Here is a 12,204-nt window from a genome sequence, read left to right as displayed (position 1 = left end):
AACCGGAATGCAACCTCCCGGAGGGTATTCATTTATAAGCAACTATGGACTCAGGTCAGGGTGAGAGGGGTTGCATCTCGTTTTACAAGTGAGGGTAAAATAAATCTCATTATAAGCGAATGAGCGAGGTGCGTTTTATGAAGATAAGTTATAAAAAACTATGGGTATGGTTGATTGAACATGACATTACAAAAGCCATGCTCCGGCAATCAACCGAGTTATCACCGGGGACGATGAGCAAGCTCAATAAGAACGAAGAAGTTGCCCTCTCTGTCCTGCTGCGCATTTGTGACTTTCTGAATTGTGATATAGGAGATATTTGCGAGGCTGTACGAGTGGACGATAAATAAGCCCGTTTTTTCGTACAGCTCTTTTTGTAAGGTTTATTGTGAAATAAGGTGAAATAATTTATCCGTTAGTGGATGAAAAGACACGCTTTGAGGCTGCATTCTTTGAGTCCGTAAGAACGATGATCGTCAGACTTATGTCTGGCGGTACGGGCAAGAAGTTTACACTCCCCGAAGTCAATGAGTGCATCAACGAACTTCTGAAACACAGCATTAAGAGTGAAGGTGTAATCAACCTCTTCTCCGATGTGCAGTCCGAGTTCTCTTTGTTCGATCCAAAGTCCCTTGAGGAAGTGGCGAACATGAAGGAGAAAAATCTTGCTGTCGAACTATTAAAGAAGCTGATCGCAGAGCAAGTTTCCATCTATCGCCGGACAAACATCGTTAAATCCGAAAAGTTCTCTGAACTTATTCAGGGCGCGATGAATCGCTATTTGAACGGTATGCTCACCAACGAGGAAGTCATCGAAGAACTTCTCAAGCTGGCTAAAGAGATCGTGGACGCAACCGCAGAAGGTGAAGCGATGGGCTTGACTGCCGATGAGCTTGCATTCTATGATGCGCTGACGAAGCCTCAAGCAATTAAGGATTTCTATAAGCATGACGAACTCATTGCTATCACTAAAGAACTGACCGATCTTCTCCGCAAAAATCGGACAATAGATTGGCAGAAAAAAGAAAGTGCAAGAGCCGGTATGCGCCGGTTGGTCAAGAGACTTCTCAAGAAGCATAAGTGCCCACCGGAAGGAATGGACGATGCAGTCCAGACCGTCATGAGTCAGTGCGAGATGTGGACTGACAATGTGATGCAAGTAAGCTGATTGGAGGCATGACATATGAACAAGCATAATCTCAATCTTATATTTGAACAATATGCTTCTCGATTTGCCGAACTAAACGATGTGGACGGAAATGATGAAGGCTATAAATGGAGAGCTGAAAGCTGCTTTGTAGAACACTGGGACATAGATGCAGAAGATTTTGTTTCGATGTTCAAAGCAGCCACTAAGGAAATGAGCAATCTGATTGATAATGCCACCGTTCAGCCTATTGGCGGTATTCTGCTCTTGCTCAAGCATCAAAACGAAGTTGAGTTTGTCCGTGAATGCTTTAGAAAACTCTATCAAGAGGACGGCGGCAATTTAGAAGCAAGGCAGGATCGCATTTATGCGTTCATGGAAAAAATGAATGCAAAAATAGATCAATATGTCTCCGGGAGCTGGAAATATCCTCAGAAGATGAACAATGTTATCTACTACCTGAGCCTCCGCTATCCGAGCGATAACTATATTTTCAAAGCTACTGAGGCTACTGAATGGGCTAACTGCATTGAATATGGAGACGATTTCGGTAGCGGTGAAACATTTTCCCTTGCTAAATACTACAAGATGTGTGATGAGCTTCGAGATGCGGTTTCGGAAAATGAAGAAATAATGGAGCTTCATTCGCGCCGCCTTGAAAAGGAAGCACGAGGTTTTGATGATGACCTTCATATTCTTGTGTACGACATTATCTATTGTGCGCATACCTATCTTTTTTACACGGATGGGATTATCCAGACTACTTCTGCAAAGGAACGGATAAAGAGAGCGAAGATCCACGAAGAAATTGAGCAGCTTGAAACTGAACTTGCTGCTGCAACGGAGCGCAGCCAGAGCTACAAAGACCTTGTGGCTCATCTTATCGACATGACCGGTATGGAAGTAGAACATAAAGCCTTTGGAAAAGGTGTAGTTGTTTCTCAGGCAAACAGCATCCAAGTCATTTCTTTTCCTTCCGGCGAAAAGAAGTTTCAGTGTCCAACGGCATATACGGGAGGCTTCCTAAAAGCTGATGAAACGATTATGACAGTGTTAAATTCTGATGCAGCAAACAGAGCTGAGGCAGACAAAGCAGATAAAGCGATGAAGTCTTTATCAGATAAGATCGCAACCTTGAAGAAGTCTCTTTAACTTTGAGGAAGTTAGATGTTTATGAGAGACTTTCTTGCTACGAAGCTCCGGACTGGCATCAATAGCCTTTTTGATTGTGACAAGTACTTCTTTATCTTCACAATGGTTGTCATGATAAATAATAATATTTCCGAAGAGAAAATATATATTGGGAGGACTGCCCTTCGGATAATCCTATCCAATTTAATTTCCAATGCAGTTAAATATTCCGACGAATATGGTAGTATAAATATAGGATCAGAAAAAGGGTATATATACATCGAAAACACTTATGAAAATAGGCGATTCAAGTTTTAAATTTGAAATAGCGTTAAATAGATAAGGAGAAAAAATGTTTATATTAGAATTATACCAAGATGGAATGAGCACAGAGCTAGGACTATTTGACACCATAGAAGAAGGAAGAAAATTTGTATCTCAACTTAAAGGATACAAATTTGAAGAGATAGACGGATTTGAATACGAAACTATAAAGCTAGATTCAATCTCAGACTACATGGAACTAGAAATAAATGGCAACATAGTACCACTATCTAAGTTTATGTTTACAGAAGATGGCGATGTAGAAGTATATTGGAAAGAAATTCCAAACCTATCTAAAAAAGGAAAAGGAATCGTAAAAGGTGCAACTAGAGTGGATGCCTACACAGTAGCGAATTCAGATTTAAGAGAATATATCGAAGCGAGAGAAAATAATTATTTAGAAGTAAAGAAAAATCTAGAAAAGAAAGGCTACCAAGTAGAAAGAGCCTACTTCGGATCAGAAGACGGAGAAGCAATCCTATTTAGAAAAAAAGATTCAGAAGATTGGCACTTCTTAACCCATATGGATCCAGAATTCACAGAAAAATTTGATTTAGATGAATGTTTAGAAATGGTAGAAGAAGATAATTAAATTGAAAGCTAAAAGCCACCACGAGACTGTTTCAAAGTCTGTGTAAACTCAAAAAACTGACGCTTGATGAGTAAATAAATGTGTTGGAATTATGATTAGCTCACATACCATTTTGGTACTTGATATAAGAGACGGGGGTGCGGACATTTTCTTGGACTGCCGAGACTGTGAAAGTTTTTCTGTAAATCCGAATTCCCTGTGATAGGTTTGGGGGCTGATGAGCTGAGATGATTGGACTCAGGTCGCCAGCCCTTTAGTTAATATATAGCCGTGCTACTAGGGCACGTCAAGATCGGACGGTCATCGCGCCCGTTCTTTTATGTGGTGGATCATTAGTCTGGAAGCCGGTTTTCGTACATGAGCGCCAGCTCGCCGTATACCTTGCCCCAGTTCCGGATCGGCATCGTCCATTTCCTGGTGGCTTCAAAGGTGGCAAGATACAAAGCTTTCAGGAGGGCCTGTGAGCTCGGAAAAACGCTCCTCTGGCGGTTTAGCTTCCGGTAGGTGGAATTCAACGATTCAATGGCATTGGTCGTGTAAATGACGGTCCTGACGTCTGATGAAAACTTGAAGATCGGCGCAATAACATCCCAGTCTCGCTCCCAGCGCTTCATGGCCATTGGATACCTTTCCGACCATTTTCCGGAGACACGATCCCGATTCTGGCGGCCCTGTTCTTCATTCGGCGCAGTGTAGATCGTTTTCAGATCGTTGGCAAATGCCTTGCGATCCTTTTCAGAGACATACTTGAGCGTATTGCGGACCTAGTGAACGATGCAGCGCTGATATTCTGTTTCTGAATAAGCGGTTGTAATTGCCTCCCTGATACCTGTCAAGCCATCCGCGCAGATGATCAGGATATCCTTAACTCCACGGTTCTTGAGGCTGTTCAGGACTGCCAGCCAGTACTTCGCGCTTTCATTCTCCCCAACTTCAATCGTGAGGACTTCTTTCCTTCCCTCAAGGTTGATTCCGAGGATCACGTAAGCAGCAAGTTTCCGGATAATACCGTTGTCACGAACGGAGTAGTGGATCGCATCGATGTAGAGAACTGGATAGACCTCGCTCAGAGGCCTGTTCTGCCAGTCTTCGATCTGCGGAAGGATCTTGTCCGTCACGTCGGAAATGAAGCCTTCGGAGGTCTCAAATCCGTAGATATCCTGCATTGTCTCGGAGATCTGTCGCGTCGTCATACCCTTGGCGTACATGGAGATGATCTTCTGATCAATGTCTGAGATATCCTTCTGACGCTTCTTGACGACCTTTGGATCAAACGTAGACCTGCGGTCCTGGGGGACTTCGATTCTCATGGATCCGTAACTGGAGTTGATGGTCTTTTCCTTGTAACCGTTTCGGGCATCATCAGAGTCGGAGCGCTCGGACTTCTCGTAGCCAATATGGTGATCCATTTCGGCTTCCATCATCTCCTTAATAGTTCCTCCGAGCAGATCCTTGAGGGCATACCATCTACATACTATTAAAATTACAGCAGAATAATTTTTCGCTTTTGGAGCTACATTCCATTATTGGCATGACAATCCATTCATCATTAGATATCAGGATACAAGAGATTACTTGAATTTAGGAGTACGCTTTTGGAGAAAAGCATCTACACCTTCAGCACAGTCAGGAGTTTTGAAAACGTCTTTGCTGAACTCTAGGTTCTTATAGAAGCATTCAGCTGAACCGGAACTTCCGATCTCACGAACACCCTTCTTTATCAGCTTTATCGCCTCAAACGGCTTCTGGCCAATCTTTTCAGCCATATCGAGCGCCGCGCTGACAACGTATCCCGCAGGGGCAAGCCTGTTGACAAGGCCGAGCCGCAGGCACTCATCCGCTTCAATGAACTCACCTAGAAACATCATTTCCATAGCCTTAGCAGCACCAACAATCCTAGGAAGACGGAAAAGGCCGCCGCTACCAGGAAACACCCCGAGGTTTATTTCGGGCTGAGCGATTTTACTTGCATCGGACATGATGCGCAAATCACAAGCCATGGCCATCTCATAACCGCCGCCACAGACGACACCTTCGATTGCTGCGATAACAGGTTTCTCAAGAAACTCAATACAGTTGAAGGTCTCATTTTCCTTCTGGAGTTTTTTGCCTATTACATTGTCCCACACCTGAGGGAATTCCTTGATGTCAGAGCCAACACAGAAAGCGCGTTGGCCAGAGCCGGTGAGAACGATAACACGAACATCGTCGTCCTGCTCAAGCGTGAAGAGCGTCTCGCGAAGCTCGGCGCACAGATCAAGTGTTACCAAATTCAGGGGAGGGTTGTTGAGAGTTATAAGCGCAACGTTTTTTCTGGGCTTTTCAACAAGAATAAGCTTGTTTTTGTAGTTCATAATTATGTCTCCTTTTATATATGATAATTTAAATTACTGTCAGCTTTTACAAAAGTAGCGTGCTGATCCCAGGGACGAGAACAAGGAGGAAGTACACAGCAACGAAGCCGAGAAAGAACGGTAATTCGCCCTTTGTAATCTCCTTTATCGATAGTTTGGAAACCGATGCTGAAGCAAAGAGGTTGACTGCGACGGGCGGGGTCATATTACCTATAACAATGCCGACGCAGACGATAATGCCAAAGTGAATTGCGTTTATACCGAGGCTCTGCGCGATAGGCCAAAGGACAGGGACAAGCAGTACACATATCGAAATGCCCTCAAGGAATGTGCCAAAAAATAACAGGATTATCGCAACGACAAGGCAGAACAGCCACGGCGCAAGATTCATCGCAACAATTGCATCAACGATCTGGTTGGAAAGTCCAGAGAACGTGAACAACCATGAGAATGCGGAAGAGGTTGCAATGATGAACAGAACTATAGCACTGCTCTTGCCGGAGTCAAGTATGATGCGATAAACACTTTTGACATTGATCTCTTTATAAACAAATCTGCCTACTATATAAGAATATACGACGGCCACGGATGCTGATTCCGTTGGGGTCATGAGTCCGGAATATATACCTCCGAGAATTATGAAGGGTAAAAGAAGTGCTGGAAAAGCGTGTAAAAAGTTTATGCATATCGCTTTAACGGAGTGCTTCACAGTATTACGTGGCCAGCTCTCTTTTTTTGCATAGAAACCGCAGAGCGAGAACAGCACCAGTGCTATAACGACGCCAGCGACGGTACCAGCCTTGAACATGTTGCCCACGGAACTGTTTGTAATTGTGCAGTATACGACCATAACTATAGACGGAGGAATAATGGGACCCAAACCGCCCGCCACTGCCAAGAGACCGGCAGAGCGGCTGGCGGGATAGCCGATTCGTATCATGTCGGAATAAAGCATCCCACCGATTGCAAGCACCGTTGCTGGCGCAGAACCAGAAAGCGCCGCAAAGAATGCGCAGGCTAGAATCATCGCATAAGCCATGCCACCGCGTATGTTCCCTATAATACTGTTGCAGAAGTCAACAAGCCGACGAGAGATTCCACCCTCGCACATGAAGTTGCCAGCAAGGACAAAGAATGGTATTGCTATAATGGAGGATGCGTCCAGTGCAGCGAATAGGCGTTGTGGGATAACCGCAAGTGGCACATCAAGCGTAAGCAGCGCTGCCAGCGTTGCTGCGCCGAGTGTGATGGAAATTGGCACTCCTATAAGGAGCATTATTATCATAGACAAAAAGAGCACGTATCCTGTCATTCTGATGCCTCCTTTTTATCAATTATATCATCACACTTGCCGGTAAAGAACGAAAGCACAAACGTAATAGACTGAACCATAATGATGATTCCAAAACTTAAGGGAAGTGCAGAATAAGGTATCCACATAGGGATATGCAGTCCGGATGAAACCTGACCGGACATTATCTGAGTTTGAATGATGCTGAAGGAAAAATAAAAACAGACTGCTGAGAATGCGATAATAACGAGTTTGGAAATTATGTGGCATATGGCTTTTGCCGTACTGCCGAGCCTTTCGGTCAGGGTTGTAAGAGATATCTGGGAGTTGTCACGCAGACCAGCCTCCGTTGCAAAGAGTGCCATATAGACCAAAGAGTAACGGGATATTTCCTCCAGCCAGCTTATGCCTAGCTTAAATATGTTTCTGTTTACTACCTGAGCGAATGATCCCAGTATCATTATCACAAATGCCAGGAAAAGTATAAAATCTTCAATTTTCTGAAGTTTAGAAAATATTTTTTTCATACGGCCCCCTTCTTTTATAGACACGGCCGGATTAATCCGGCCGTGTCTTCAAAAGTGCAATTTAATCAGTCTGCCTTATCAGCTTCGATTGCGGCAGCCCAATCGGGATCAATTCTGTCGGAGAACTGCTCCATTGCGGGATCAACGACCGCATGCAGCTCATCTATAGGAATCTCGTAGAAGTTGACGCCGAGCTTAACAAGCTCTTCGCGTGCACTTTCATTGGCCTCAACGAGGTACTGGCGCTGACGGTCAGCACCTGCCTTGATACCTGACATGAAAGCGTCCAAAAGATCAGCCGGGATGGAGTTATACGCTTTGTCCGACATGAACACGCCCATAAATCCAAATACGTGGTTAGTCATGGTAACATTCTTGGTAACCTCATAGTAACGGTTCGCAACAAGGTTCGCAACAGCGTTCTCAGCGGCTTCAATAGCACCTTGCTGGAGAGCAGTAAAGACTTCGCCGGAGGCCATCGGAGTAGCGATAGCTCCGAGTGCATTGAATGCAGCAATATGCAGGTCATTTTCCATGGTACGGATCTTCAGGCCTTTGAAGTCCTCGATGGTTTTTACGGGACGAGTAGAAAAAACATTTCTGAAACCGACGTCCATCCAGCCGACAGTGTGAATGCTCTGAGCGGCAGTCTTCTCAGCGATGAGCTGTCCGACCTGACCGTCAATAACGCGGTGAGCCTCATCAGCATCGTTGAAAAGGAAAGGCTGGTCGAGAACGGTCATCTCGGGAATGAAAGAGGTGAGAACGGCGTTGGAAGCAGTAAACATGTCAATGGTGCCTAGCTGCGCGCCCTCATACATGTCTCTCTCGTTTCCAAGTTGGCCACCTGCGAAGACCTTAATCTTTATGCGGCCTTTGGTTGCTTTCTCAACTTCCTCGGCAATTGCAAGAGCGCCTTTGTGAAAGTTGCTGCCGTCGGGGTCTACCATGCCAAGCTTGAAAGTGAGAACGTCTGTGGAAGATGCTACGATACTTCCAGCCGTGCCGCCGTCCTGTGCTACAGATGCTGTGGGTGCAGTGTTGCCCGAGCCGCAGCCGACAAGCAGGCAGACAATCGTAGCAACGCAAGGAATAATTGCTGTGAGTTTTCTCATTTTTTCCCCTTCTTATTAGAATATAATTTTTTAGCTGAGTAAAGAATTATTCAACCTTTGCTACAGCTTTACCTGATTTGAGCATATACGCTATCTTCTCCTCCGAATAGCCACACTCTCTGAGCAGCTCCAGAGTATTCTCCCCAAGATCCGGCGGCAGCCTGCGCAGCGGCAGTGGCTTGCCGTCATAGCGGTTTGCATGGCCGAGAACCTTAACCTCTCCAGCAACGGGGTGGTTCATTGTTATGAAAGTTTCGTTAAATATGACTTGTTCATCGTTGACAACATCTTCGTACTCATTTACTTTTTCGTACCACATGCCAAGCGACTCGAATATCTCAATCCACTCCGCCGTTGTACGCTTTTTAATCTCAGCACAGACGACCTTATCAAACTCGATGCGATTCTCCATTTGATCCCTTGCGGTGAAGTGTGCAAGAGAACCCGGAGTAAAAGCTTTTTCCAATTTCTCAAAAGGGTTAAGAGAGAGCGTTATGCAGGAGTCAGCTGTTTCATAAACACCGTATGGTGACTGATGAAAGCGCGTTGACAGACCGGTATCGGTGCGCTCGGTCAACTCTCCGCCGTTCATAAAATAGTTGAGCGGCTCAATCTGAAGGTCAAGTGCAGAGCCAAGCAGACTTGCATCAACCTTGTGCCCGATACCTGATCTGTCGCGATCGTATACCGCCGAGACGATACCTAGAGCGGCGAGTATAGCGCCATGTTGATCGACGAGCGACGTGCCTGCAGGCATGGGCGGGTGGTCTCCTGGCCCGGTCAGTGCGGCAAGGCCACTCATACCTTGAAGCAATAAGTCCTGTCCAGGCTTCTTGGCTTTAGGGCCGAGCGAACCATAGCCCGTGCAGGAGCAGTATACTATGCGGGGGGTTATTTCCTTGAGCTTTTCATATCCCAAACCAAGCTTGTCCATAACACCGGGACGAAAATTCTCAATTATAACATCATAACCCTTGTCCTTTATGAGCGCATATATAGTCTCGCGGCCTTCCTCAGTCTTGAGGTCAATCGCTAAATCGCGCTGATTGCGGTTTGCCATGAGATAAAACACGCTGACTCCGTTTTTGTATGTGTTGCATCCGGACCAGCCGCGCTCATAAGCGCCTTTGCAGGCTTCAATTTTTACTACATCCGCTCCGAGATCTGCTAGCGCTTGCGCAGCGGATGGGCCTTGAAGATAGTGCGTGAAACTCAGAACTTTGATTCCTTCCAGCATGGGGGTATCCTCCTTAATATATTTATCAGTACAGTAGCGACGTTACCTTCGGTGTATCTATGTTGATTCTACGGTAAAGCGCTTCGGCAAAATAGTAGTCGCCGTACATTGCTGATTCGTCAACGCCTGATTTACGTGGAAAATCGACAGTCGCATGGCGTATTATTCCATACTTGTCCATGTCGTCAAAAAGACAGATATTGGTTTCAGCGGCAATAATCCTGTCGGCACGCTTACCCCAGAGATTTGCCGCTTTGGTGTCTTTACGTACGCGACACATCTCAGAGATTAGTGCCATGCCGGCGCAGGCTATCGAGGAGGCTGCTGCGTCTATCGGCTGGCTGCTGTCATTACGGAAATTGAAATCCCATGCCGGCATCAGATCGTCGTTCAGATGCTCCCAGTAGTAGTCGGCGATTTTTATTGCTTCTTCCAGAAACTCGGTTTCGCCCGTATAGCGGTACATGTTTGAAAAGCCGTACAGAGCCCAAGCTTGTCCGCGGCTCCAGCATGAATCTGCTGAAAAACCTTGATGAGTATCGCCGTAAATGATATAATTTTTATCCCAACGGACAACATGATAAGTGGAGTAGTCCTCTCTAACTGCATATTTTTGAATGCGGCGTCCGACACTTAGGCACAGTTCTTTCCGAGTTGGGTCATCCAGCAGCTCGCCGGATATCCACAACAAGGGGATATTCATAATCGTGTCAACAATGGATATTCCGGCATATCCGTATTCACCCCATGCTCGGATGAGTCCGCTCGCAGGTATGTACTGCTTTATAAGGTTCTCAGCTCCAGCGTGGATAAGCGGGAGATATGCTTCATCTCCGGTTACTCTGTACCCGAGCACGCAGCTTGGCCCAAATATAAAGCCCTGATCATGAGTGCTCGTATCATCCATGCGGCATCTGAGCTTCATTGCCCAACTCTTTATCATTTCATCCATACCGCTGTCTGAGACCATTATCCGCTCCAGCCAAAGCAACCCTATCCAGAAGCCGCCTGTCCAGTGCCCATCCCGGTTGGTGAGCCATGCTGATTTTCTGGTGATGTGCGGAAATCCGTCCAGCCTGTCATTCATGTGGTTTACTTTTTCAAAGCATTTAGCTAAGATTTTCTCATAATCCTGTCTCATCATTTACCTCTCTTAGTTCTTATATTTATTGCTTGAGGTCGGTCAGCTATGGCATTTTTCACAAATCTCGGCTGTTTTGCTTACCTATGGCAATTATTATTACATAAGTTTTCAAAGATTGATGTGCTTATTAGCACGCTTTTCAGCTTTAATATACAACATTTGTCTCTATGTTTAAGGGGCGTTGATTGCTATCCGAAGTTCCACCTCAAATTCTGAAAGGTGGAAGTTAATCTTTCCGAATAAAAGAATGGAAGTTAATTCTTCTGAAAAGTACTACAATAGAGTTATTGGTCCACCACCTGTCGCTCCGGCTAAAACAGGAGGGTCTATGGCTAAATATAAGCAGCTTACCCTCAATGATCGATTCTCGATAGAGGCTGGTCTCAGGGATGGTAAATCATTCAAGGCTATTGGTGAGACTATTGGCAAGGACTGTGCTACTGTCTTCAAGAATGTCCGCTCCCACCTAGCGTTTAGGAACACTGGAGCTTATGGCAGACCGTTCAATGACTGTCTTAACCGCAGGAAATGCCAGCTTTCAGGTGTCTGCAAGAACTGTCCTTCGGAGAAGAAACGCGCCCGTTACTGTTCGCTCTGTGGTAAGTGCACGGCTTCCTGCCTCCTCTATCAGAAGGAAGAATGTCAGAAGCTTGCAAAGCCGCCGTATGTCTGTAATGGATGCAGACAACAGCGGTTCTGCACGCTCGAAAAACGGTTCTACGATGGTGCAAAGGCCCACTCGGGATACTCTGAGGTGCTCTCAGAGGCCCGACAGGGAATCGCTCTTTCAGACAAAGAGCGCAAGCGTCTGGACGATATCATTTCTCCCCTGCTCCTGAAGGGGCAGTCGCTGCACCACATCTGTCTGAATCACAAGGCAGAACGCATGGTCAGCGAACGGACACTTTACACATACATGGACGCTAATCTCTTCTCCGCACGCAACATTGACATGCCACGCAAGGTAAGAATGCGCCCGCGCCGCAAAAAACCTGATACCATCAAAGTCGATCCAAAGTGCCGTGAAGGCCGCACACTGAACGATTTCAAGACTTTTATGGCCTTCCACCCGGATACCCCGGTAGTCCAGCGTCAGTAACCGATATCTTCAACCGGCTGTACCCGGAACTGGGCTCTAACACATTTATTGAACTGTTCCCTGTGATCCTGGCGGATAACGGCAGTGAGTTCTCTGATCCCAGGAGCATCGAATTCGATGCCAACGGGAACCGGCGTACCCGGATGTTTGATGCTGTATAAATAAAGTTGACATCTTATTCTCAAGGATTTCATTATAATTTAAGAGAATAAGGAGGCGTTTACGGTGGCAACTAACAGACAG

At 45.8% G+C, this 12,204-nt stretch carries 10 protein-coding genes and 2 pseudogenes; 5 read left to right on the top strand and 7 right to left on the bottom strand.

The window, feature by feature from the left end:
* The first annotated feature begins 119 nt into the window (after positions 1-119).
* The 4 genes and pseudogenes from J2S20_RS11755 (at position 120) to J2S20_RS11740 (ending at position 3,194) form a co-directional block, all read left to right on the top strand.
* The gene (locus J2S20_RS11755) at positions 120-350 is read left to right on the top strand and encodes a helix-turn-helix domain-containing protein (protein WP_242933989.1); all 231 of its coding nucleotides are present in this window, start codon (positions 120-122) and stop codon (positions 348-350) included.
* Positions 351-415: 65 nt separating this feature from the next.
* A pseudogene (locus J2S20_RS11750) lies at positions 416-1,168 on the top strand (DUF3387 domain-containing protein); the annotation flags it as partial.
* Between the two features lie 15 nt (positions 1,169-1,183).
* On the top strand, positions 1,184-2,299 hold the full coding sequence (locus tag J2S20_RS11745) for a hypothetical protein (RefSeq protein ID WP_307255518.1): 1,116 nt from the start codon (positions 1,184-1,186) through the stop codon (positions 2,297-2,299).
* A 331-nt stretch (positions 2,300-2,630) separates the two neighbouring features.
* On the top strand, positions 2,631-3,194 hold the full coding sequence (locus tag J2S20_RS11740) for a hypothetical protein (RefSeq protein ID WP_307255517.1): 564 nt from the start codon (positions 2,631-2,633) through the stop codon (positions 3,192-3,194).
* Positions 3,195-3,526: 332 nt separating this feature from the next.
* Here the strand turns inward: J2S20_RS11740 and J2S20_RS11735 are convergent.
* The 7 genes and pseudogenes from J2S20_RS11735 to J2S20_RS11705 all read right to left on the bottom strand — a co-directional run.
* Positions 3,527-4,654: pseudogene (locus J2S20_RS11735) on the bottom strand (IS256 family transposase); the annotation flags it as partial.
* 111 nt (positions 4,655-4,765) lie between these two features.
* A complete protein-coding gene (locus tag J2S20_RS11730; protein ID WP_307255516.1) occupies positions 4,766-5,548 on the bottom strand; it encodes an enoyl-CoA hydratase/isomerase family protein in 783 nt (260 codons plus the stop codon).
* 46 nt (positions 5,549-5,594) lie between these two features.
* Entirely contained in the window at positions 5,595-6,860 is a 1,266-nt protein-coding gene (locus J2S20_RS11725) for a TRAP transporter large permease (protein ID WP_307255515.1), read from the bottom strand.
* Positions 6,857-7,366, bottom strand: a complete 510-nt coding sequence (locus J2S20_RS11720; protein ID WP_307255514.1) for a TRAP transporter small permease — start codon at positions 7,364-7,366, stop codon at positions 6,857-6,859. The genes J2S20_RS11725 and J2S20_RS11720 overlap by 4 nt, the downstream gene beginning before the upstream one ends.
* A 65-nt stretch (positions 7,367-7,431) precedes the next feature.
* Positions 7,432-8,481, bottom strand: coding sequence for a TRAP transporter substrate-binding protein (locus J2S20_RS11715; RefSeq protein ID WP_307255513.1), 1,050 nt, complete (start codon positions 8,479-8,481; stop codon positions 7,432-7,434).
* Positions 8,482-8,527: 46 nt separating this feature from the next.
* Positions 8,528-9,718: a CaiB/BaiF CoA transferase family protein gene (locus J2S20_RS11710; RefSeq protein ID WP_307255512.1), complete on the bottom strand. Its 1,191-nt coding sequence runs from the start codon at positions 9,716-9,718 to the stop codon at positions 8,528-8,530.
* Positions 9,719-9,743: 25 nt separating this feature from the next.
* Entirely contained in the window at positions 9,744-10,862 is a 1,119-nt protein-coding gene (locus J2S20_RS11705; protein ID WP_307255511.1) for a glycoside hydrolase family 88 protein, read from the bottom strand.
* 328 nt (positions 10,863-11,190) lie between these two features.
* Here J2S20_RS11705 and J2S20_RS11700 point away from each other — a divergent pair, with 328 nt between their 5' ends.
* On the top strand, positions 11,191-11,961 hold the full coding sequence (locus J2S20_RS11700; protein WP_307255509.1) for a helix-turn-helix domain-containing protein: 771 nt from the start codon (positions 11,191-11,193) through the stop codon (positions 11,959-11,961).
* Positions 11,962-12,204 lie beyond the last annotated feature (243 nt).

Origin of the sequence: Moryella indoligenes (genome assembly GCF_030812885.1) — a bacterium.
Taxonomy (GTDB): domain Bacteria; phylum Bacillota; class Clostridia; order Lachnospirales; family Lachnospiraceae; genus Moryella; species Moryella indoligenes.
Note: the sequence above shows the minus strand (reverse complement) of the source record. Positions and strands in the feature narration are given on the sequence as shown.